The 23114-nt window shown below is 38.7% G+C and carries 20 protein-coding genes, 1 tRNA gene and 1 pseudogene; 4 read left to right on the forward strand and 18 right to left on the reverse strand.

What is annotated here, in order from left to right:
* Nucleotides 1-239: 239 nt before the first annotated feature.
* The 4 genes from IIC38_13325 to IIC38_13340 form a co-directional block, all read right to left on the reverse strand.
* Complete coding sequence (locus tag IIC38_13325) at nucleotides 240-1676, reverse strand: NADH:flavin oxidoreductase (GenBank protein MCH8126924.1); 1437 nt, start codon at nucleotides 1674-1676, stop codon at nucleotides 240-242.
* On the reverse strand, nucleotides 1673-1822 hold the full coding sequence (locus tag IIC38_13330; GenBank protein ID MCH8126925.1) for a hypothetical protein: 150 nt from the start codon (nucleotides 1820-1822) through the stop codon (nucleotides 1673-1675). Before IIC38_13330 ends, IIC38_13325 begins: the two co-directional genes overlap by 4 nt.
* A gap of 260 nt (nucleotides 1823-2082) precedes the next feature.
* Nucleotides 2083-2301 (reverse strand): four helix bundle protein, encoded by a 219-nt coding sequence (locus IIC38_13335; protein ID MCH8126926.1) that lies wholly within the window; start codon nucleotides 2299-2301, stop codon nucleotides 2083-2085.
* A gap of 80 nt (nucleotides 2302-2381) precedes the next feature.
* Complete coding sequence (locus IIC38_13340; protein ID MCH8126927.1) at nucleotides 2382-3488, reverse strand: glycoside hydrolase family 88 protein; 1107 nt, start codon at nucleotides 3486-3488, stop codon at nucleotides 2382-2384.
* 254 nt (nucleotides 3489-3742) lie between these two features.
* On the opposite strand from IIC38_13340, the gene IIC38_13345 reads away from it, so the two are divergent.
* From IIC38_13345 to IIC38_13355, 3 genes and pseudogenes are all read left to right on the forward strand, one after another.
* On the forward strand, nucleotides 3743-3997 hold the full coding sequence (locus tag IIC38_13345) for a type II toxin-antitoxin system HicB family antitoxin (protein MCH8126928.1): 255 nt from the start codon (nucleotides 3743-3745) through the stop codon (nucleotides 3995-3997).
* Nucleotides 3991-4232, forward strand: a pseudogene (locus tag IIC38_13350) (type II toxin-antitoxin system HicA family toxin). Before IIC38_13345 ends, IIC38_13350 begins: the two are co-directional and overlap by 7 nt.
* Before the next feature lie 33 nt (nucleotides 4233-4265).
* The gene (locus IIC38_13355; GenBank protein MCH8126929.1) at nucleotides 4266-4427 is read left to right on the forward strand and encodes a type II toxin-antitoxin system HicA family toxin; all 162 of its coding nucleotides are present in this window, start codon (nucleotides 4266-4268) and stop codon (nucleotides 4425-4427) included.
* Nucleotides 4428-4527: 100 nt separating this feature from the next.
* Here IIC38_13355 and IIC38_13360 read toward each other — a convergent pair.
* A tRNA-Met gene (locus IIC38_13360) sits at nucleotides 4528-4601 on the reverse strand.
* A 268-nt stretch (nucleotides 4602-4869) separates the two neighbouring features.
* Between IIC38_13360 and IIC38_13365 the strand changes: the two genes are divergently transcribed.
* Nucleotides 4870-5988, forward strand: coding sequence for a transglutaminase domain-containing protein (locus IIC38_13365; GenBank protein MCH8126930.1), 1119 nt, complete (start codon nucleotides 4870-4872; stop codon nucleotides 5986-5988).
* Nucleotides 5989-6211: 223 nt separating this feature from the next.
* On the opposite strand, the gene IIC38_13370 is transcribed toward IIC38_13365, so the two are convergent.
* From IIC38_13370 to IIC38_13430, 13 genes are all read right to left on the reverse strand, one after another.
* On the reverse strand, nucleotides 6212-7561 hold the full coding sequence (locus IIC38_13370; protein ID MCH8126931.1) for an FAD-dependent oxidoreductase: 1350 nt from the start codon (nucleotides 7559-7561) through the stop codon (nucleotides 6212-6214).
* Nucleotides 7558-8445, reverse strand: a complete 888-nt coding sequence (locus IIC38_13375; GenBank protein MCH8126932.1) for a squalene/phytoene synthase family protein — start codon at nucleotides 8443-8445, stop codon at nucleotides 7558-7560. The genes IIC38_13370 and IIC38_13375 overlap by 4 nt, the downstream gene beginning before the upstream one ends.
* Before the next feature lie 5 nt (nucleotides 8446-8450).
* A complete protein-coding gene (gene hpnC / locus IIC38_13380; protein ID MCH8126933.1) occupies nucleotides 8451-9368 on the reverse strand; it encodes a squalene synthase HpnC in 918 nt (305 codons plus the stop codon).
* 28 nt (nucleotides 9369-9396) lie between these two features.
* Nucleotides 9397-10806 carry a glucose-6-phosphate isomerase gene (locus tag IIC38_13385; GenBank protein ID MCH8126934.1) on the reverse strand — a complete coding sequence of 470 codons (1410 nt, stop codon included), beginning with the start codon at nucleotides 10804-10806 and terminating at the stop codon, nucleotides 9397-9399.
* Between the two features lie 92 nt (nucleotides 10807-10898).
* On the reverse strand, nucleotides 10899-13367 hold the full coding sequence (locus tag IIC38_13390) for an ATP-dependent Clp protease ATP-binding subunit (protein ID MCH8126935.1): 2469 nt from the start codon (nucleotides 13365-13367) through the stop codon (nucleotides 10899-10901).
* Between the two features lie 31 nt (nucleotides 13368-13398).
* Nucleotides 13399-14454, reverse strand: coding sequence for a hypothetical protein (locus IIC38_13395; protein ID MCH8126936.1), 1056 nt, complete (start codon nucleotides 14452-14454; stop codon nucleotides 13399-13401).
* Between the two features lie 121 nt (nucleotides 14455-14575).
* Nucleotides 14576-15109, reverse strand: a complete 534-nt coding sequence (locus IIC38_13400) for a UvrB/UvrC motif-containing protein (GenBank protein ID MCH8126937.1) — start codon at nucleotides 15107-15109, stop codon at nucleotides 14576-14578.
* On the reverse strand, nucleotides 15109-15798 hold the full coding sequence (locus IIC38_13405; GenBank protein ID MCH8126938.1) for an ABC transporter ATP-binding protein: 690 nt from the start codon (nucleotides 15796-15798) through the stop codon (nucleotides 15109-15111). Before IIC38_13405 ends, IIC38_13400 begins: the two co-directional genes overlap by 1 nt.
* Complete coding sequence (locus IIC38_13410) at nucleotides 15798-17039, reverse strand: lipoprotein-releasing ABC transporter permease subunit (protein ID MCH8126939.1); 1242 nt, start codon at nucleotides 17037-17039, stop codon at nucleotides 15798-15800. Before IIC38_13410 ends, IIC38_13405 begins: the two co-directional genes overlap by 1 nt.
* Nucleotides 17040-17073: 34 nt before the next feature.
* A complete protein-coding gene (lysS, locus tag IIC38_13415) occupies nucleotides 17074-18504 on the reverse strand; it encodes a lysine--tRNA ligase (protein ID MCH8126940.1) in 1431 nt (476 codons plus the stop codon).
* A gap of 111 nt (nucleotides 18505-18615) precedes the next feature.
* Nucleotides 18616-19734, reverse strand: a complete 1119-nt coding sequence (alr, locus tag IIC38_13420) for an alanine racemase (protein ID MCH8126941.1) — start codon at nucleotides 19732-19734, stop codon at nucleotides 18616-18618.
* Between the two features lie 84 nt (nucleotides 19735-19818).
* Nucleotides 19819-20911 (reverse strand): peptide chain release factor 2 gene (gene prfB, locus IIC38_13425; GenBank protein MCH8126942.1). Its coding sequence is split into 2 segments (ribosomal slippage): nucleotides 19819-20841 and nucleotides 20843-20911, totalling 1092 coding nucleotides; the frame shifts between segments, so codons are not numbered across the junction.
* Nucleotides 20912-20982: 71 nt separating this feature from the next.
* Complete coding sequence (locus IIC38_13430) at nucleotides 20983-22611, reverse strand: SpoIID/LytB domain-containing protein (protein ID MCH8126943.1); 1629 nt, start codon at nucleotides 22609-22611, stop codon at nucleotides 20983-20985.
* Nucleotides 22612-23114 lie beyond the last annotated feature (503 nt).

Raw genomic sequence — 23114 nt, forward strand, 5'->3', positions numbered from 1 at the left:
GAACGGCATAAAAACCAGGATGGCGCATTTAGAAACGTCAGACGGAAAAAACAATAACGGGGAACAGGAGAAACGAAAATAGACCAGAAATTTATTCCTGGTATAGAATGAAAAAAATAAGGCGAAGTCCCGCAGGGACGAATGAAAAAGAAAGGCACAGAGGAACATCCTAGTCTCTAATCTCTATCCTCCTGTCTTTTATATACATTATGCATAGACCGACAAATCAACTATTACATTTAATCCAACAGACTTTTAAACTTCTTTAATTCCTCCGCTTCAGGCTTCTTTTTATAGTATTCATCCAGTGGAAAACAACCTGATACAATGCCATTACGTGGCGCGGTCGTGCAATCACTAAATGTACGGCAAATTCGCTTTCTTTGCAGGAAATTTCCAGCTAGAATATCTTGAACAATTTCAGGATATGTCAGAACCATCCTTCCGATACCAACAAAATCCGCTTTGGCATATCGAACAACATTTTGTGCTACGTTGGGCAGCCATTCCTGCAAATAACTATATCCCGATCCTACGATAACCAAATCCGGAAACTCACTTTTTAATTCTGCCGTGACTTGAATTTGTCTTGCAACACCGACTAAAGGATCTTCAGGAGGAAAATATCCGTCAGACGGTGGAAAAAAAGCTGGTCTCTGAATATGGGGATTATAATACGGGCTGCCTGCTGAAATGCAAACCAACTGGATTTCTAAAGAACATAACAGCTGCAGAAATTTTCGTGGCTCCGTTAAGTCTATCCCAACGCCTGATTTGTCTCCCCCGAAAGCATAACAGTAACTCTCCTTTGGAACAGGCTCAGGCTCACCGACATTTTCAGCGCCTGCTCTAAACGGAATCCAATCAAAGGCACTTAAACGGACACCGATTTCAAGACCCGGAGCTTCAGTTCTAATTCCGGAGACAATCTCACGCAGGAATCTGGTTCGATTCTCAAAACTCCCGCCAAAGGGACCTTTTCGATCCATGGCGCTAAGAAATTCATGACCTAAATATCCATGGCAGTGTTTGATATCCACAAAATTGAATCCAGCCTTTTGAGCCAATACAGCTGCTTGAACAAAATCATCAATGAGTTGTTTGATTTCGTTATCACTCAATACGGGTTCCTGATCCTGTAATCCAAATTTCCGATTTAAAACAGAATGATTATAAAGAATCTTCGGTTCCAGTCTGTCTTTAAGATTTGGTTTCGCAAATCGACCGGAATGGGTTAACTGCAACCCAATAAACAGATTTTCGGTAGCCCCTATATGCTGTCTGTGCTCATCGACCAGGTTCTGGCGTAAATCGGCAATATCTTTAAGATTGTTTTCATAAATCATCAGCTGATTTGGATTTGCCCGGCCGTCATGGCGTACGGCAACTGCTTCCCCACCCCAAATCAATTTAGCACCACTCATCCCAAAACGACGCCATCTTCTCTTCGTGGTTTCTGATGGGCAACCATCAGGTGTCCCATCCCAACCTTCCATAGGCAAAATAGCGAAACGGTTTCCGATCTTGAAGCCATTTGATAATGTTACCGATTGGGCTAATGGAGCTTTTGGGCCATCTTGCAAACTCTCATCAAATGGCAGTTCAATCCCCAATTCTGAAAGGTACTCCTTAAAGTCTGTCGCGGTTTTTAGAGAAGCTATTTTCCTGTATTTCATTTTTCTCTGATTTCAGCAATCCATTCCAGCACCTCTTTTACTTGTGATGCAATGGCTTTATAATTTTTGCTTTGTACAAAATCATTTTTTATGAGTCTACTGCCCATCCCGACACAAACAGCACCCGCATCAATCCATGATTGCACACTTTCTTTTACTTATTATTGTATTCAAAACTGTTAATCTGTCAAATGCTGCCATAGTTCTCTATCCTATTTAATTTATTATTAAGATCAACGACTCACTCGCCCCGATGCATCACCATACATTAATTTTTCTACCTCCGCAACACTCACAAGATTAAAATCACCCCAGATCGAGCGGGGATAATCGCATCATGATTTCGCCAAATGTAACAATTGATTTCATAATTTTTATATAGCTGTTAGCTATTAGCTGTTGGCTTTCAGCCTTTGACTTTGAGCTTGCTGATTAGGTAATTTATCATCTTTTGTTCTCGACTGCAACCCTCGGCAATGTTTGAAGGTATCGATATAGCAGAACGACAAATCTGACTTCTTAAGCCATATTTTTCTTCAGCAGGAAGGAATGCCGCCAATCGGTAAACTTGCTTAACGATCGCAATCCCACCTTTCCAAATATTCAGAGTTCTAAAATCTCTCATTGAGTGCAACCAATTTATGAACAATGGCCAAAAGCCAACATCCCGAAGAGTCGGGACAATAGCTGAATAGTTACTATTTCCTATATTTCATTTATTACCTTAGAAACTGCTTCAATAAAGAAATAGTCGCCCCACATAACGCTTTCATCGACCCCCAACCCCTTTTTTTGATGATAGATGCCATGTTTTAATATACCCTCCCAACCTGCCGTCTCAAAAGCTAAAAATTCAGAATTTGTAAGAGTATCAATTATTTTCAAGGAATAGTCACGATACAATTTTTTTTGATTGGGATCACGTGTTAGAGTTGCCAGGTTCCACATTCCGCTGGCGGCAATTGCAGCAGCAGAACTCTCATATTTCGTTACAGGACCAGGTTCATCCCAGTCATTGGGTGGGATGCCGTGCTTTGGAGTTCGATGGATATAAAAATTTGCGCAGGCTTCAGATGCTTTTAAATATCTATCCTCTTTAGTAAAGGTATACACAGTACCAAATCCATAGAGCGCCCAGGCCAGGCCCCTGGCCCAGGAAGAATCACTTCGCCATCCCTGGTGCGTACTTTGCTTCAAGAACTCTCCGTTTTCAGTATCGAATATCCCTTCGTGGGCGGCGCTGCCATCATTTCTAACTAAACGTTTTAATGTAGTTAAGCTATGTTGATTAGCAATTTTGTACAATTTTTCATCGTTGGTTTGTTGGGCAGCATAGAAAATAATTCCAACATTCATCATAATGTCGATAAAAAGACTGTTGGGTGCAATAAAAGAACAGAGATATTGCCCTTTTTCCTGAAATCTCAGTGCCAGAGTGCGTCCTGCTTCTATTACAACCTGGTTGATTTTTTCATCGCCTGTTAAGTCGTACCAGCGTTTCCAGGTGGAATGAAAGAGGAATCCCAGGTCATGCACATCACGGTCGGTTTTTCGATTCTCGATTAATCGTGAATAGCGCTCTGCTTGCTCAAACCACCAATGATCTTGATTATTCTGAAATAAAATCCACAGTTGTCCACCCAAAAATCCCTCGCACCAATTCGTCCAGGTTTCAGAATCATGTTTCCATTTCCCGTTCATTGTATACATGGGGAAAAAGCCAGGATGTTTTCCAATCAAGTTGCGCAGCTGTTTTTCGGCAAACTTGAATGCAATGTTACATTTCTTTTTTAGGTGTTCTAAATTCAAAATAGCTCCATTAAATTGATTCTACCTATACAAACTAAAATTAAGTTTGTCAAGTTTTTTTGCTAAAGGGTTTAACATCATTAGTATGAATATGTTAAAATTACACAAGTATTACCCAAACAAAAAAGGAGGCATTTCAGGAGCCTCTTGAGCAATATCCTTGTCCCCTACCCTAAAATCCATCATCCCCTTTATTTCTTGACTGAAACCATCAAAATTTGTTATATTCAAATTAAATAAGTCTCATAACATTTAGAATGGAGTTCATCCACGTGACACAATATGAATATACTGTTATTATCGAGCCAGCTGAAGAAGGTGGCTATCTTGCTCGTGTGCCAGCACTCGACGGTTTGACTACTGAAGGAGATACTTTAGACGAAGTCATCTCTATGGCTAAAGATGCCATTAGGTGCTATATTGAAACGCTTAAAGCCGAGAATTTCCCGATCCCGCAAGACTTCTTTAAAAAAGAGCAGCCTCGAGTTCAGAGGTTATCCGTCTCATTCTAAATGACCCACCAGCTTCCCGCTATTACCCCAAAAAAATAATCCGTGCTTTGGAAAGAGCCGGATTTGTATTTAAACGTCAAACTGGCAGCCACCGGTCATATATACATCCAGATAGAGCAAAAAAAATTGTCACCGTACCATTTCACAACAAAGATTTGAAAAAGGCACACTTAAAAGTATTCTCCGTCAAGCAGACTCGACTGTTGAGGAATTCATTAAACTACTCAAAACTTAGAGTTTTTAAGCGCTCCAACGCTCTGGCTTTTATATCCACCACCAAACGAGCAGCCATGCCAGATCACTTCATTCAATTGAATTGAAACCAAAGGTTACAGTCCCCATTCACACCAAAGACTTACCGCGTGGAACGATAGCAAACGTTTTCCGACAGGCAGATATAACCCTAGAAGAATTTTTCTATTATCTTTGATCTCCTTTATTGCCACCTCGCCTAAAATCATCGAATTAAACGGCCAATCTCAAAACAAAAAAGCCCCGAAAATTCTAATCATTCAGGGGCTTATGATAAGTGGCGGTTCAGGGACTCGAACCCCGGACACGCGGATTATGATTCCGCTGCTCTAGCCAACTGAGCTAAACCGCCAAAAAAACGTCACTAAAATTAAAAGGGTTTTGAGCAAAATGCAAGCGTTTTTAAGCCTTGCCAGTTTCATTTATTTTTAACCATTATTCCTGTTACTCACTAAACGAATCATCTCTGTTTGAAATTCTAGTATTTTAGAAATTAGCTATTCTGATTTAGGATTTTTGATCCAATTTTGTCTCAAATTCAATTGTTGCTTATTCATTCTTATGAAGAAAATAAAATCATTGTCGATAATTAGTTGAATCATAACCTTTTGGGAAAAATAATGAAACTTTCAATAAGAATAATAATACTTATTTTAGCTTATGGCTGTGCTCAGCAAACACAACAAATTCCATTAGTGAGATCTGAACAAGAAGAAATTCAAGAGCCTGAGACACCACCCATTGTTGCCTTAAAGCCAATCCTCATAGAAGCAGAATTAATCACGAGGATATCAATAATTAAGGTATTTGAAGGAGATCAATTAAAACGAAATCATCTAAAAAAAGGCATACCAGCCCTGTCCCCTCCACAGCTGCATGTTTGGTCTTCCGGCATCATTAAAAGACCTAACCAAACCATTTTAGATTTGGAAATCCAGGGGCCGCTGCCCAATGATATCACTACAGATTTTGAAAATGGTAATAAAATATTTTATTGGAATTTGACTAATCAACTTGGCAATCAGGATAATATTGTTATTCGACGGAAACTCACAATTGAGAGCGCCGAACTTGTGGCTATTATTGATGAGGAGAATATTGGAGAATACGATAAAACTGAGAACCTCTTTTTGTTATATACAAAATCCGAACCTTTCATCGAACTGACGCCTGAAATCTATTTTAAAGCCAGAGAGATTATTGCAGAAGAAAACAATCCGTACCGAAAAGCCAGATTGATCTTTCAATGGGTCAATAAAAATATGAAATTTCGATTTCCAAAAACCGGCAGGGGCGCTAAAATTGCATTAAAGAAACTTTATGGCGATAGTGGCCAATATTCGGATTTGTTTGTAGCTTTGTGTAGAGCAAGTAAAATTCCGGCACGGATGGTTGCCGGTTTTCGGTTGGATGAAAACGATAAACTCAAAAATCACCTATGGGCTGAATTTTATCTTCCTGGATATGAATGGATACCTGCCGATCCTACCCAGGGTATGGCAGGATTTACTAGAATGGAAAATCGCAGATTCATCGCTTCTGTAGGACGAAATATTCGTCTCAAAGAATCACCACACTGGGCAACCTTCCAAAATAGCGAAGTGCAGGATTCGAGAACTGGATTTATGCTAAGGGCAACTTATGCATTTTGTGGCCTAAAATTGAATTTCAAAACCAGTATCAAGACAATTAGTGTAAGGGAATTACAAAAAGAGTTTTCAACGAATAAAAAGGAGTAGAACTTCCTAATAATACTTGGGTATAGTTTTGGCGATAAGGTGTGCTCTTAAATACTAAATCCAAATATCGAAATTCGAAACAATATCGAAACTCTAAAAATCAAATATTCAAATCATTCAGGTTTCGTTTCGTCATTTCGAAATTCGTTATTGTGATTTGTTTAGAAATTCAAAATTATAATTTAGGATTTGCATTACATTTGGTTGATTCAAAACACAATTTTTACACAATTCCCTGCAAATTTGCATACAGCCTTTTCTCTATTTCCTCCGCCACCATCTTACCACTCCTAACCGCACTTTCCATCGTTGGCGGCAGACCGGTTTGGGTCCAATCTCCTGCAATATAAAACCTGTCAAAAATTTCGCCTGGTTTAGGTCTCAGTTTTTCAACATTGGGACTGCAAACCAAGGTGGCATTGTTTTCCACTACCAGGTAATACTTTTTAATTTTATCCGGATCAAACTCACTGAAAATTAACTTCAGTTCTTCTAACAAAATTCGGCTTAACTGGTCTTTTGACTGTTGCTCCAATAGTTGATCGGCGCTGCTTATGACCAGGGTATGATGAATTAAATTTTGACACCTTTGATTGACAAATAACCACTGCGATTGAACTTCATGAAGACTCGCAAAGGATTCCGAGATTAGCCTTTCCGGATACCAAAAATGAAGGTTAAGAATTGCATTGCCGAAAAAACTTTCGATCTTTATGACATTTTTTAATTTTATCTTCGAATTTTTTAACAGGGGAATTATTTGATTAAAGGGTAATGCACTGACCCAATAATCAAATTCCTTAAAAAGCCCTTTATTGGTTTCGACGGTGATCTTATTACACTCTTCCTCAAACTTGATTTCATCCACCCTATGATTGTATAGTAATTTGCAACTGCGCTTTTCCAGCCAATGAATTGACGGCTCGATAAGGGTCTCGGTTAAACCTCGTGGAATTAAAATCATCCGGCTTGCATTTTTGCCTTTGAGAAATCCCAATTTCAAAACCCGAAAGAGTTGCAAAAAACTCACGTTTTCCGGTTCTTCATTCAATGTTGCCAGGACCATTGGCCGCCAGAATAATTGTACCGAATGTTCATCCTGGCTATTTTTATTTAACCACTCAATTGCTGTAAGTTCATCCAGGCTATCATGTTCTGACATAAACGCAATTTTAAAAAATGCCTTTGCTAAATTCCACTTCTGCCGCCAATTAAACGCAGAGAAACGCACCAATCCGGAAAGGAAATGGAATGGCGCCGGTAAACTACTTGCAGATAAACTCGTGGATTTTGCACCTGGAAATAAATATTGGATATTTAATTTTAACTGGGGATCCAGCAAATGCACGCTTCCGACGAGATCCAGTAATTCTAATAAGGCACTATAACAGCCTAACATCACATGCGGGCCATTATCAATCTTTTCCGGCCAAAAATCCCGGGTGAACGAATAGGTTCTGCCACCGGCAAATGGCCGTTTTTCTAAGATTGTGACTTTGAATCCTTTTTCGGAAAGATGAACAGCTGTAGTCAGTCCAGCTAATCCGGAACCCAAAACCAGAACAGTTTTCATTGCTGTTGAAGTTGAATTCTGAACCAGGTTCTGACTGCTATAAATAGTTTGGTGAGATTTGAGAATTGTATTCGGTTGTGAAATATATTGTAGCCCTTTCCTACAATTTCATTCAAAAGATGGAAGTAAATATTTTTCATGATTTCCGGGGATGTAAGAAGGTTGCGATCCTCCGGGGGAATCGACCTGGTTGCTTTCTGATAGTAGAAGACTGCTCGTGCAACCTGGTATTCCATCAACCGAACAAATTTCGATCCGTATTCATTTGCGAACAAATCTTTCTCAGAATAACCAAACCGGTTCATGTCTTCCCTGGGCAGGTAAATCCGGCCACGTTTGGCGTCTTCTTTCACATCACGAATGATGTTGGTTAGCTGCATGGCAATGCCCAAATTTTTTGCATATTCCCGGGTCATATAGTTTTTGTAACCAAATATCTCAATCAAAATGAGTCCCACTACGGAAGCCGCTTTATAGGCGTATTCATATAATTCATCAAAAGTCTCGTAACGATTGACGGAAATATCCATTTCCATACCTTCAATCAATTCCAGGAAATATTTTTTAGGGATAGAATAACGTTTAACGGTATCGTAGAGAGCCACAAAGATCGGATCATTTTTAATCTCTCCTCGATAGCAAGCTGCAAGATCAACTTTCCATTTTTCTAATAAACCAGCCCGGTCTTTAATAGCAGGATCATCGACTAAATCATCGCTACAGCGGCAAAACGCATAAATCGAGTAGATCGATCGCCTTTTTATCCAGGGTAAAATTTGAAAAGCTAAGTAAAAATTTTTGGCATTGTTTCTGGTCAAATTACGGCAGAAGAGGTATGCTTTGTCGAGTGTCAATTCGGATAGGTCTTGTTTATTTGTAGTCAATTGGCTCACCTTATTAACTCAATTTCCTGCTGAATTTTCGATTTCTCTTCTATTCCCATTTGAGGTATTGATCCCTTAGATATCAACGTTTTCAAAATTAAATTAAACTTTTGAATTTTATTTATCACCGGCCGCGAATTCAAGACATCATACTCCTGTTGACGAATTTTCCGGAGAATCGATTCACCGCCTCGGATAAATAGTGCAATTTCAAATTTGGGTCGATTCGACACTAATTTCAATAGGTTTTTCCCTTCATTAAACATTCGCTGTGTTCGATCCACCTGGAAAGCGATTAATTCCTTCACCTGTGGACTTGCCGATTTTGTTTGGAGATCTTGTTCAATGCAGTTAAACCTGGTTAAATCTTCGAAAGGAATGTAAATGCGTTTTTTTTGAAAATCGATGCTTACATCCTGCCAGAAATTAGTCAATTGCAGAGCAGTGCAAATTTGATCTGAGTAGTGAAATCTTTCCGATGATGCCAGTTTGAATAGGTATAGGTAAATTCTGCCAACGGGATTCGCCGAATTCTCACAATAACCAAGCAGTTGGTCAAACGTGTCATATCTTTTGATGGCCTGGTCTTGTTTAAAGGCTACAAGCAGATTTTGAAATGGTTCGACGGGAATGGAAAATTCATCGATTGTTTGGCGAAGCGCTACAAAAACGGGATGGTGATTTTCACCTTTATAACATGCAATCAATTTCTTTTCCCAATCTTCTAAATTTTTAAGGCGTTCCCGTGGTGAGCCATGTTCATCAGCTAAATCATCGGAAATTCGGCTATATGCATATACATTGTAAATATGTTGACGCAATTTCGGGGGCAGTAAGAATGATCCAACTGTGAAATTCTCATAATGGGAAAGTGCCAATTTACGGCAATAGTCTTGTGCCTGCTTTAGATTGATTTGAGACATAATCTTTGGGGCTAATGAATCGGAATGCTTAAACTGAGTAATTCGTTTTAGCCATTAATTTTTGATTTATCCTGTTCTTTTCTTCCTCAAACCCGGGTTTGCCCATAAGAGCATAGGTTGCAATTTTACCAGCCTCCACACCCGGTTGATCAAACGGATCGATTTGAAATAATTCACCCGCAACTACTGTAGCTATTTCCAGACATTGCAAAAGCTGGCCAACGACGAATGGATTAACAGAGTGAAGCTTAAAGGTCATGTTCGGTCTGTAATTTTCTGTCAATGCCAATTCTGTAGCATTTTTCTCAGCATGGATTAATTGATTTATCGATTTTCCGTTCAGATATTCGGTATCTTTGGAATCAGAAAATGGAGAATTCAATTGAACAGTCGACTCATGATTACCGACTTCCATGAAAATATAAACTTTATCGTTGGGACCTTCCATGTAAAGTTGGACTTGAGAATGTTGATCCGTCGCTCCCAAGGCCTTCACAGGTAGCGGTCCAATCTCAACGATCTCACCATCAATATTTTTTCTTTTACCTAAGCTTTCAGCCCACAACTGGCAAAACCAATCGGCAATGCGATAAAGCCCGTCAGAATATGGCATCATCACCGCTGTTCTTTTTCCTTTTAAGTAGAAATGATAGTTGATCAATCCAAAATAAAAAGCCGGGTTTGAATAAGACTCCTTGCACCGATCTACCATTGCAGCTGCACCCTGGAGTAAAGCACCAATATCGATACCCGCAAATGCTGCTGGTAAAAGTCCTACCGGCGTAAACACTGAAAACCGTCCACCAACCAAAGGAGGGATTTCAAATGAAGGATTATTCTCAATATTCACATGATTCCTGAGGAATCCCTTTTCAGGATCGGTAATATAGACAAAGTGCTCAGCATAATTTGATCCGACTTTGTCTTTCACGCGCTCCAGAAAAAACAAAAAACTGGACAAGGTTTCAGCAGTTCCCCCGGATTTAGTAACTACACAGAATAAGGTTCTACTCACATCAATCACATCCAGCAATTCACTGGTTGTATCCGGATCGATATTATCCAAAAATATGATTTTCGGGTGTCCTTGCCGTACTTCCGAATCAAGTAAATTATAATATTGGTGACTTAAGGCTGATTGCAAAGCAATAGGTCCGAGTGCAGAGCCGCCAATGCCCAAGTGCACATAGTAATCAAATCGATCTATATTATTTTCAACATAAGTTAGAATATCCGACACAATTTTCTGATTGAAAGGCAAATCCAGGAAAGCCATCCGTTCGTTTTTACGCTGTAAAATCAAATTATTGTGAATGCCCTTTAGCTGATCTTCATTTTCAAAAATTGAATTATCCAGGCCATGCTCTGGACCAATATTATCCACCAAAACATTGGAATAGTCCAGAACGATGTTTAAATCTTTTGATTGATTTAACATGTTTAACCTTTATTCTAGAATAAAAACAAAAAATCCCGATTTATAAAATCGGGATTTTTCAATACTGAATCAAATAAAACTACGACAGGAGCTTAAACCTTTTCGATTTTTTCTCCTTTAGGGTCCTCATCGACTACTTTACGTCCGATTTCTAAAAATTCCAAGCTATCCCCTTTCTTGCGAACTTGAATATGGCTTCCGTCTTGAAATTTTCCTTTCAACAATTCTTCAGCAAAAGGATCTTCCAAAAATTTTTGGATGGTTCTCTTTAACGGACGTGCTCCATATACCGGATCAAATCCTTTATCAACGAGAAATTCCTTAGATCCATCGGTCAATGAAACTTCCATATTCCGATCTTCAATCCGTTTCATAACCTCTTCCAATTCAATGCCAACAATTTTTAGCATACTCGATTTGTCTAACGAATGGAAGACCACAACTTCATCCAAGCGATTTAAAAATTCCGGATTAAAATATTTCTTTACTTCTTCCAGAACTTTGTCGCTCATGAAAGAATAATCGGCTTTGTCATCCTTCTTACTAAAACCAATTTTACTTCCCTTACTAATATCCCGGGCGCCAATATTTGAAGTCATAATTAAAATTGTATTGCGAAAATCTACTTTCCGGCCAAGTCCATCAGTGAGTTTGCCATCATCCATTATTTGCAGAAGAATATTATAGACATCGGGATGGGCTTTTTCGATTTCATCAAAAAGAACGACTGAATATGGATGGCGGCGTACTTTCTCTGTTAATTGACCGCCCTCTTCATATCCCACATATCCGGGAGGAGCGCCAGTGAGTCTGGAAACTGAAAATTTCTCGATAAATTCAGACATATCGATTCGAATTAAAGCGTTAACATCCTCAAAAAGATATTCTGCCAAAACTTTAGCCAAATGAGTTTTGCCTACACCCGTAGGACCGAGGAACATAAATGAACCGATTGGCCTGAGAGGATCTTTTAAACCTGCTCTTGTTCGTTGTATTGCTTTAGATAACATTCGTAGTACATCATCCTGTCCAACAACCTTATGCTTTAACTGATTTTCCATATCCAATAAACGCTGAGATTCGGTTTTCGCAACACGAGCGACAGGGATACCTGTCATCATAGCGATGACCTTTGCCACATCCTCTAAATCAACAGTACCGACAATTTCGTCCTCAGCTTCTTGCCAGCGAAGCTTGGCAGCTTCCAATTGTTGATTTAGTTTCTTTTCCAGGTCTCTTAATTCAGCAGCTTTTTCAAATGCTTGATCTTTGATAACTTCATCTTTTTGCTTTCGCACATCTTTGATTTTATCTTCAAGGACCAGGATCTCTTTCGGAACGACAACATTCGCAAGGTGTACCATGGAGCCGCTCTCATCCAGAACATCTATGGCTTTATCAGGTAAATATCGATCGGAGATATATCTATCTGCCATTAAGACACAGGAATCAAGGGCTTCTTTGGTGTACTTGACACGATGATGTTTTTCGTATTTTTCTTTCAAACCGTTAAGTATTTCATTTGTCTCAATCAGGCTCGGGGGATCAATCATAATTTTCTGAAATCTTCGTTCCAACGCCCCATCCTTTTCGATAAACTGACGATATTCGTCTAGTGTTGTTGCACCGATGCACTGTAATTCACCTCGCGCCAATGCAGGTTTAAACATATTAGAAGCATCGAGGGATCCAGATGCGCCACCGGCGCCTACGATGGTATGCAATTCATCAATAAACAATATGGTATCTCGAGATTTTTCCAATTCGGTTAAGACTGCTTTTATTCTTTCTTCAAACTGGCCGCGATATTTTGTTCCGGCGACAATAGCTCCCAAGTCGAGTGTTACAACACGTTTGTTATGCAAAACTCTAGGAACTTTTTTACTGACAATTCGAAGCGCTAATCCTTCTGCAATGGCGGTTTTGCCAACACCCGGCTCGCCAATCAAAACTGGATTATTTTTCTTTCTTCTACTCAAAATCTGGGCGACTCTTTGGATCTCATCATCTCTTCCAATAATTGGATCCAAAACTTCTTTTTGTGCCAGCTCCGTCAAATCTCTTCCAAAATGATCTAGTGCGGGAGTCTTCGATTTTTTTGTCGTTTCTTCATGCATTGTAGGTGTTCCCTTAATAATATTTTCAAGTTCTTGACGAATCGTATCGTAGTTTACTCCAAAGCTCATCAAAATTTGAGCTGCAACGCCATCCCGTTCTTTCGAAAGGGCTAATAACAAATGCTCAGTACCTATGATGTCAGATTTAAATCGATCAGCCTCCATATAGGACATTTTCAAGACTTTTTCAGCCCGTTTTGTAAATGGAATATTTCCAATCGTCGCTGTATCCCCTGAAGATCGTACAGTATCTTCAATTGCACTTCTTAACTCTTCAAGATCAAGCCCAATATTTTTTAAGATTTCGGCAGCGATTCCTTCTCCTTCACGCAATAAGCCTAGGAGAAGGTGTTCGGTACCAATATAATCATGGCCAAGCCGCATTGCTTCTTCGCGAGCAAATTGAATGACCATCTGAACTCGACTTGAAAAATTATTTTTCATATTCTGTCTCCAGCAACCAGATTCCGATACATTAGAGTCCTAATCTTGAACGTACCATCTCCGCTCTAAATATCTCTTGTTCCATTAATGACATTTCGTCACCAAAATAATATTGTAAGTGGGCGGGCTGAACCCACAGGAGCAATTCTTGCAAAATATCAGAATCAATTTCTGTTATAATATCTAATGAAGTACCTAATTTTAGATTTGAATAATGCTCCATAAACTCCCGAGATCTTAACTTTCTCGCCCTTTCTAAAATTCCCAAAGACCGAAATACTTTATCTTCCACATCAATTCTTTTTCTATATTCCTGTAATTTCTGTCTGGCTTCTTGTTCTTTATCGACAACTCGGCGAACTATCTTGATAATGATTTGGAGCAGTTCCGGGACATTCCATCCTATGGCTAAATTATTGTAAATCTGATAAATATAGCCTGTTTCGTCTTGTCCTTTTCCATAAAAACCATTCACCATCATCCCTGAAAATATTGCTCTATTCATAATCGCCCCTAATCCACCTGTGATTTTAAGAGCCGGCAGGTGCAACAATACAGAAACACGTAGTCCGGAGCCGGAGTTGAGTGGATTCGAAGCGAGATATCCGAATTGTGAATCATAGGCGAATGAAATATTTTGATTTAATTGTTCTTCAACTAAATTCAGACTTTGCCATAGCACTTCCAGATCCATTCCACTATCCAAAATCTGAATTCTAAAATGGTCCTCTTCATTAATCATGATTGAGAAGTTGCAACTTTCATCTATCGAAATTGCAGCATGGTTTGTCTTTTTTGCAAATTCAGGACTAATAAATCGCCTTTCCAATAATACCTGTTTTTCACTGTAAGTAAATAGATCTAATGAACTAAATTCCCAATCTAAAAATTCGGAATTAGATTGAAAAATTTGCCTGGCTTCTTTGACGATATCATCAAGTACTTTAACTTGCGAGTTGTTGGGAAACGGGAATTGCTTCAAATTACGGGCTAATCGTAAACGACTGGAGATAACCACATCCGTGTTTAACCCTGTACATTCCAGCCATGGAACCGGTTTTTCTAATATGTCATCTATACGTAACATTTTTTAAATATAAAGACTTAATCGAATAATAATCGATTCAGTTCATAAATAATTGCCGTAATCAAATTAACTTAATTTTAAAATCAATGCAAATATAAATCAAACAAGATATTAAATATTATCAATTTTGTAATAATTTACCCGTTTTTTTCATCATTTTTTTTTCAAGTTGATTTATTCTGTCTCTAATCTTTGCTGCCTTCTCGTATTCCTCTCTATCCACTGCTTTATCCAAAGCCCTTTTCAAAATGGCTTTTTCATTTTTCTTTAAACCTGTTCTATTTGAAATATATGGTTTTGAATCTAATTGACTTTTTTTGATAACTTTTTTTTGCAATACTAAAATCTTGTCTTTGAATGACTCATAGCATGAATCACATCCAAGTAATCCTGTTTTACGAAAATCTTGCCAATCATATCCACACGCTGAACACCGGCTTTTTGATTTTTCATCATCTAGACTAGGTTCTTCTTGTTTATGTTTTAATATACTAGAGATGATTCCTGTAAATACATGAGGTAAATTCGATATGGTTACTTCAAGTCCATATCCTTTGGAACAACTTTTACAAATCATTAATTCGATTTGTTTTCCTTCATAATTCCTTGAAATTTTTAAGCTTGCTTGTTTCTTAAAACATCTTTGGCAAAGCATTAGTTCACTCTGTAATCACTATGAATGGTACCATCATACATTTCTACTACCCGTTGAGCCCTTTTTTTTAATTCCAGGTTATGAGTAGCCACTACAATTGTTTGGTTTTTCTCGGTGGATAGTTTAAGCAATAAATCATGCAATAATTCTCCAGATTTTACGTCAAGATTGCCGGAAGGTTCATCGGCCAAAATAATATGGGGATCGTTCATAAGCGCGCGAGCAACGGCTACTCTTTGCTGCTCACCTCCTGATAGTTCGCTTGGTTTGTGATCAATTCGATCCTGCAAATTAAATTCCGCCAGCAAAGATTCTGCTTTTTTCAAACAGGATTTTCGAGAATGGCCGGCAATAAAACCCGGCATTGCAACGTTTTCTAGTGCTGTAAATTCCGGTAACAAATGATGAAACTGAAATACAAACCCTACTGTCCGATTCCGCAAATTGGCTAATTCCTTGTCACTCTTTTCAAAAATCAATGTATCCGATATATAAACCTGGCCGGATGACGGTCGATCTAACGCCCCTAAAATATGGAGCAGTGTACTTTTCCCTACTCCCGAAGGTCCCACAATGACTAACAATTCACCCCGGTGGATTTTTAAATCGATTCCTTTTAATACCGGGATTTCCCGCTTTCCCAGCATAAAGTTCTTGTGAATATTTACAGCATTGACAATTATTTCCATCACTCGTACCTGATTGCTAATACGGGATCTAATTTACTGGCTCGCAAAGCAGGGTATATCGTCGCAAGAAAGCATAAACCGATAGATGCTACCGAGATAAATATAAAATCTGTTGTTTCCATTAGAATGGGTAAAAAATTAATGAAATAAATATCCGAAGGCAGCGAAATAAATTCGTATTTTAATTGCGACCAGCAGACCAGGTATCCCAAAATTCCGCCCGTCAAAGTTCCACCCACACCGATTACCAATCCTTCGATCATAAAAATCTTCATCACACTTTTGGTGGTTGCGCCCATTGATTTTAAAATCCCGATCTCCTTGGTTTTTTCCATGACAATCATGATCAAACTGCTAACAATATTAAAAGCTGCAACCATAATGATGAGACTTAATATGACAAACATGGCCAGTTTTTCTAACTTCATCCACGAGAAGAGATTGCGATGCATCTCAAACCAGGTTATGGTATAGTATGGATAACCGAGAATTTTGTCCAACTTCTTCGAAACAGCCGAGGCTTGATCCATGTCATCCAATTTAATTTCTATTCCATGAACTTGATCCCCCATTTTCGTAAGCTTCTGAGCCGCTTCTATAGAAACCAAGCCAACCGCATTGTCGAATTCAAACATACCGGTTTCGAAAAGACCGGTAAGTCGAAACACCTTAACACTGGGCATTGCAAAAGGTAGCTTAACTCCCTTTGGGCTCATCACAATAATCTTTTGGTCAAGTTCAAACGCCTCCAAACGATCGGCCAATTGTCTACCCAAGATTATTCCAGGAAGAGGCTTTCTACTATACTCAACTTCTTTCTCGCTCAAATCCAAATCACCGTAAACAATGTTAGCCACAAGATCTGTTACATCAGCAATCCGATTTTGATCGGTACCTTTGATCAAAATACCTTCTGTACTTTTCCCGACTTTAATCATTGCCTTATCCGTAATGTACGGAACGGCAGCAACAACGTGTTCCACTTTCTCAACCTGAGCTAACAAATTCTCATAATTTTTGATACCCTGGTTGTGAAAAGCCTGCAAGCGAATATGGGCATCAAACCCTAAGAAACGCTCACGAACTTCATTTTCAAATCCATTCATAATTGACAAAACGATTATCAAGGCAGCAACGCCAATAGTTACACCACCAATTGAAATATAAGTAATTAGTGAAATGAAGCCGGTTTTACGTTTTGATTTAAAGTATCTTCTCGCGATAAAAAATTCGTACGACATTCGATCAATCTCAGCCTTAAGTTTTACAATTCATTTATTCCTCAGGACGCATTTGTGGAAAGAAAATCACATCACGAATAGACGGTGAATTCGTTAACATCATGACCAATCGATCAATGCCGATACCCAGCCCCGTTGTAGGCGGCATGCCATATTCCAATGCACGAATATAGTCTTCATCCAGAACTTGGGCCTCATCGTCGCCTTGTTCCTTTAACAACTGTTGCGCTTCAAAACGGCCACGCTGATCGATAGGATCGTTTAATTCGGAGAATGCATTCCCGATTTCACGGCCGAAAATATATGGCTCGAATCTTTCAACCAATTTTGGATTCTCTCTATGCCTTTTGGCAAGGGGTGATATTTCTATGGGAAAATCAATCACAAACGTTGGATCGACAAGATCCGGTTCTACGCATTCTCCAAATATTTCGTCGATAATCTTGCCTTTATTCGGGAATTTATTCACATCAATATGAAGCTTCTTGCCAATTGCCCGTATTTCAGCATCATCTTTGCCGGATAACTTAAAACCGGTTTTTTCTTCGATTGCATCTAACATTCGAATCCGTTTCCACTTTACGGATAAATCCACTTCTTGTCCTTGAAACTGAACTTTTGTACTACCGGTGGCTTCATGTGCGATAAATGTTATCATCGCTTCCACTAAATCCATCATGTATAAATAATCTTCATAGGCCACATAAAGTTCCATGGATGTAAATTCCGGGTTATGGAAGCGGTCCATGCCCTCATTTCTAAATGTCTTGCCGATTTCATAAACGCCATCAAAACCTCCAACAATAAGCCTTTTTAAATAAAGCTCGTTGGAAATCCTTAAGTACAAGTCAACATCTAAAGTGTTGTGATGTGTTACAAATGGGCGAGCCGATGCGCCGCCATAAATGGGCTGCAAAATCGGGGTTTCTACTTCTAAAAATCCTTTCGAATTTAAGAAATGCCTCATTGCATCTATAACCTTTGTGCGAGTAATAAAAACATCTCTTGCATCCGGATTGACCACCAGGTCCACATAGCGTTGCCGATATCGTAAGTCTATATTTGTAAATTTGTCGAATACAATTTTTTCATCTTCTTCCATTTTTTCTTTGACGATTGGAAGAGGGCGCAAGCTTTTTGACAACAGCTCAAACCCGGATGCAAAAACGGAAACCTCACCCATTTTTGTCTTACCTACTTTTCCAGTAACACCGACAAAATCACCAATGTCCATTTTCCGGAACATCCCATAGACATTCTCTCCAACCCCATCTTGTTTCATATAAATTTGAATACGTCCGGACATGTCCGCGATATGAAAAAAACTAGCTTTGCCCATACGCCGTAAACTCATAATCCGCCCACATACACTTACAATTTTGTCTTCGAGTTCGGCGAAACGATTTATGATCTCTTTTGAATTGTGAGTACGGTCAAATTCGTATGGGTACGGTTCGAATTCCATTTTCCGTATCTCTTCCAGCTTTGTAAAACGGACTTTTTTTAGTTCATCAAGATTCTCAGGTACCTGCAATGATTACTCCTGGTCTTACTTTTCGCTTCGTAATATTTAAAATTAATTGACATACACTCGTGGCACTCTTTCGGAAATCCGGCAACTCACTTCATAAGGAATGGTTTGTAAAATCTTACAGAAATTGTTCATGTGAACATCTTCGCCTTCATTGGGCGCCAAGAGAATAACATCGTCACCGATATCGATTTTTGAATTTGGACCTACATCTATTAATATTTGGTCCATACAAACTCTGCCGACAACTGGGTAAACCTGATCTCGAATTTTTACTTTGGCACGATTGGAAAGAAGTCGATTATAGCCATCTGCATACCCAATAGGAATGGTCGCAATAAAAGTTTCCTGCCTGGCAATATACTTCCTACCATAACTTACACTTACTCCTCTATCGATATTTCTCACCATAATCACTTTCGATTTCAACGTCATAGCCGGTTTGATAAGAATAGATTCACTGGTTTCCGGTGAAGGATAGTAACCATAAAGCATAATTCCAGGTCGGACCAAATCTAGATATGAATTGGGTAAATCCAGAATTGCTCCACTATTTGCCGCATGTTTAGATGGAATGTGAATGCCTTCATTTTCAATGTGTTTGTTTAATTCCATAAATCTCTGCAATTGCAGATTTGCAAAGGATTTATCCTTTTCATCTGATGTAGCAAAATGTGTATAAATTCCAACAAGTTCAATTCTTGAATTCCTTGAAGTATTTTTCACAAAGTCTAGTGCTTGAGCTATTGGAACGCCTACACGGCCCATTCCCGTATCAACTTTAATATGAACTTTTGCAGATGTATTCTTTTCTTCTGTAATTTTCTGTAATGCTTGTAAATTTCTCTCTGTATCTAAAGTATAATGAAGATTGTATTCTACATATAAAGGGATATCTGCAGGGAAAAATCCACCAAAAACCAATATTGGCGCTATTATTCCTTTTTTTCGTAAAGCAATCCCTTCTTCGACCAAAGCCACACCCAAGCAAGATGCGCCTGAATCTAAAACCGCTTGTGTTACTTCATAGTCTCCGTGTCCATATGCGTTTGATTTTACAACTGCCATCACTTCAGCTGGTGCTACTTTTCTTTTTACCTGGTTGACATTAAAACGAATAGCATCCAAATCAATGACTGCAACGGTTGGTCTTAGAACTTTCACCGTAATCTCCACTTCAACATCACAAGGCGATTTACTTCCAATTCAATTCAAAAGAGTTCCGGTTTGATAAACACTTTGGTAAGATTATTTAGTGGATAGAAAGGCATTAATAAAATCGTCCAATTCTCCATCCATAACAGCCTGCACATTGCCGGTTTCCACATTAGTACGATGATCTTTTACCATACTGTAGGGTTGAAAAATATAAGACCGAATTTGACTACCCCAGGAAATTTTCTTTTTATTCTTTTCGATCTCAGATCGTTTTTCCGCTTCTTCTTCCTTTAGTTTCTGATAAAGCCGTGCTCGCAATATCTTCATTGCATTTTCGCGATTCATATGCTGGGAACGTTCTGACTGACATTGTGCCACGATACCTGAAGGTAGATGTGTAATTCGTACGGCAGAATCCGTTTTGTTGACATGCTGGCCTCCGGCGCCGCTGGCTCGATATGTATCTACGCGCAAATCCTTAGGATTTATCTCTATCTCCACATCATCTTCAACTTCAGGAAAAACAAATACCGAAGCAAAGGACGTATGGCGGCGGCTGTTTGCATCAAAGGGTGAAATCCGCACCAAACGATGTACCCCGGCTTCGGCTTTCAAATAACCATATGCGAATTTCCCTTTTATTTCCAAAGTAACACTTTTAATCCCTGCTTCTTCACCATCTTGTTTATCTATAATATGAAAATCAAAATTTTTTCTTTCCAACCAGCGTGAATACATGCGAAGAAGCATTTCTGCCCAATCCTGGGCTTCCGTACCGCCTGCTCCCGGATGGATCGTTAAAATCGCATCTTTCGGATCATCCTCCTCTCCGAGCAAGCTTTCAACTTCCATTTCAGCAACTTCCTGCTGCAAAAGTCTAATACTTTCTTCAAGTTCTTGGATTAACTCCCCATCCTCTCCTTCTTTGTTTAACTCGATAAATACATCTAGATCTTTACGTTTGGCATCAACTTGGTAGAATTTTTCAACAGTCTCTTTCATTTGACTGATTTTTTGAAGAATTCCCTGGGCAGTTTGGCTGTTATCCCAAAAACCTTGTTGCAGGGTTTCTTGCTCCAGGCTGGATATTTTTTGTTTTAAATGATCAACCTCAAAGGTACCCCCTGAGTAAAGTTACCCGCTCTTTTAAATCTTCATTTGAAGCTATAAACTCATCTATCATGCTAATTTAGTATTCCTATGATTTTTAGTCCGCTATTTTAGTTAAACAGTCAATAAACCGGTTGTTAATTTCTAATGACTTGCAATTGTGCTAGCCGGGTATTTCGATACAAGTTCTACATTTCCGAAGTAGTGGTTTAGGATTTTCATAAAATCGTAACCGCCCAGAGCAATAGCAATCGCACCAGCTTGGCACATTCCCACTCCGTGGCCTCGACCGGCACCAGTAAATATAAAATTTGAAGGTGTACCATCCACGCCCAATTCAACTTCTATTTGGAAAAAACTGCTCGGTAATACCGTTTCAGACAATGTATTACGAATATCCTGCTCACCCATCAGCAATATATTTTTATGGCTGCCCAGCACTTCAACTTCTAATAATCGTCCGGATCCACCTCTAAATAACGGGATGATGTCAAAAATTGTACCGATATACTCTTCAGTTTTTTGCTTGATCAATTCTTCAATTTGCTGGCGGGGATATTCTACCGTCCAACGAAATCCAGAACGATAACGCTTAAAATCGCCAACCACTTTATTATCGCGAAAATTGCATAGTACTTTCGGTCTTGAACGAATCCATTTTTCTGCTTTTTTCTCGTTGCTTAAATTCTTAGGCAATTCTTCGTCATTTTTATCTTCTATATCGAATCGACCTGACACCGCATGTACTTTATTACGATTCATAATTAGATTTATATGCTCTGTGTGACCACCACAAAGTGGATGCTGTCTAGCATCGCAGATAATATCGCCTTTCCATAAGAATTGTCCCTTCACTACTTTCAACATTTTTTTGAGTTTGGAATCAACTGACTCTCGCCATTCAAACTCCATACAATGCTCAGTCCGGCAAAAATCATATGGTTCATTTATGTGAATCATACCCAGGTTAGAAATAACCATACTATGGAATGCAACAATCGATGCTTTCAAGAACTCTTCGGGATATTCAGGATCATAAATTGCTGTTACAACTCCCAGTACATATTCATCTACATCAAGCTCACCAACCATAAACAACCTACCGTCATCTGCAATATGGAATTCAATGCTATGATGAAAAGTATATGGCATACTTTCCCCATTGTTATAAATTCCTAACACGGTAATTGTGCAGTCATCTTCATTAGGCTGCAACCGGATATATCCACCCCCGCGAAAAGAATTGTTGATTTTGATATCTGCTATTTCTAAAAAGCCCCTGGCTTTGCGATAAGGGACTTTAATAATTTGACTTCGATAATTGCCCAATAATTTAGTTTGAATTCCTCGGGCATCTTGTTTATTTGGAAGTGGTCCAATAAAAACACGGTAGCGAAAATTCTCAAATACGTTGCCATCTTTAAAATGAATTTGATAGCCAAAATGCCGATGCCAGGCATCATAACCTTTCCTTTTCAAAGAATCTGTAATTTTGTTCGCTTCGACTTTAGTCAATACTTCAACGACAAATAAAATATATTGGTTAGTAGGTGGGGTAAATGCATCCACCTGGGCGCGCCATCGCAAATTGGAGTCCAGGTTTTCAACAAGTATATTACCGAGACCGTCCTTTATCGTATAACTCCCTGTTACTTCGAATTCGAGGAACTCTTTTCTGCCAACCATTTTGAGGCGGACTTTGGGCGCCTCCTGGTATGATAAAAGTTGGCTTTCTGCATAATCAGAAAAAAGATCGTGCTTTGAATATGTCATTCAATCGCCCTAATTTAAGTTCATATTCAGTTAATTTAATTTTAATAACGGAAAGAAAATATATTACAAAAGTTTTTAGTTGTCAAGCGTACTAAAATACAAATAAACTATTAAATATCAACAAATTAAATAAATTTATATTGGTAGTTGTTCGAACAGAATTTATGTCCTGAGTATCAAGAAGTTAAACCACTGATTAATTTGATTTGGGATTACACTAATTAATTTAATTAGAAAAGAAATCATTAAGTATAGAGTATAAGAGTGTCTTCCTGAAAATAGTTGACAATCTGAAAATAGTTGACAATAAAATGGTAAATATTTTTTCTATCTTCCTTTTTCCTTGATTTTTAAAATTTTCCTTCTCAAGTCTCAAGTCTCAAGTCTTGCGTTACATACCAACACCGCTCTTACAAGCCCGGCATCATCACTGTCAATATTAAGTGGAAAACAGACAAGCTGGTAATTTCCCGGTTTCACATCATTAAGATCCAGATTCTCCA

The organism is candidate division KSB1 bacterium (genome assembly GCA_022566355.1).
Lineage (GTDB): Bacteria > Zhuqueibacterota > JdFR-76 > JdFR-76 > DREG01 > JADFJB01.

Coding starts and splice junctions, on each gene's coding strand:
- IIC38_13325 (MCH8126924.1), bottom strand. CDS start 1,676: ATGAAATACAGGAAAATAGCTTCTCTAAAAACCGCGACAGACTTTAAG.
- IIC38_13335 (MCH8126926.1), bottom strand. CDS start 2,301: ATGAGAGATTTTAGAACTCTGAATATTTGGAAAGGTGGGATTGCGATC.
- IIC38_13345 (MCH8126928.1), top strand. CDS start 3,743: ATGGAGTTCATCCACGTGACACAATATGAATATACTGTTATTATCGAG.
- IIC38_13365 (MCH8126930.1), top strand. CDS start 4,870: ATGAAACTTTCAATAAGAATAATAATACTTATTTTAGCTTATGGCTGT.
- IIC38_13370 (MCH8126931.1), bottom strand. CDS start 7,561: ATGAAAACTGTTCTGGTTTTGGGTTCCGGATTAGCTGGACTGACTACA.
- hpnC (MCH8126933.1), bottom strand. CDS start 9,368: ATGTCTCAAATCAATCTAAAGCAGGCACAAGACTATTGCCGTAAATTG.
- IIC38_13385 (MCH8126934.1), bottom strand. CDS start 10,806: ATGTTAAATCAATCAAAAGATTTAAACATCGTTCTGGACTATTCCAAT.
- IIC38_13390 (MCH8126935.1), bottom strand. CDS start 13,367: ATGAAAAATAATTTTTCAAGTCGAGTTCAGATGGTCATTCAATTTGCT.
- IIC38_13395 (MCH8126936.1), bottom strand. CDS start 14,454: ATGTTACGTATAGATGACATATTAGAAAAACCGGTTCCATGGCTGGAA.
- IIC38_13400 (MCH8126937.1), bottom strand. CDS start 15,109: ATGCTTTGCCAAAGATGTTTTAAGAAACAAGCAAGCTTAAAAATTTCA.
- IIC38_13405 (MCH8126938.1), bottom strand. CDS start 15,798: ATGGAAATAATTGTCAATGCTGTAAATATTCACAAGAACTTTATGCTG.
- IIC38_13410 (MCH8126939.1), bottom strand. CDS start 17,039: ATGTCGTACGAATTTTTTATCGCGAGAAGATACTTTAAATCAAAACGT.
- lysS (MCH8126940.1), bottom strand. CDS start 18,504: ATGGAATTCGAACCGTACCCATACGAATTTGACCGTACTCACAATTCA.
- IIC38_13430 (MCH8126943.1), bottom strand. CDS start 22,611: ATGACATATTCAAAGCACGATCTTTTTTCTGATTATGCAGAAAGCCAA.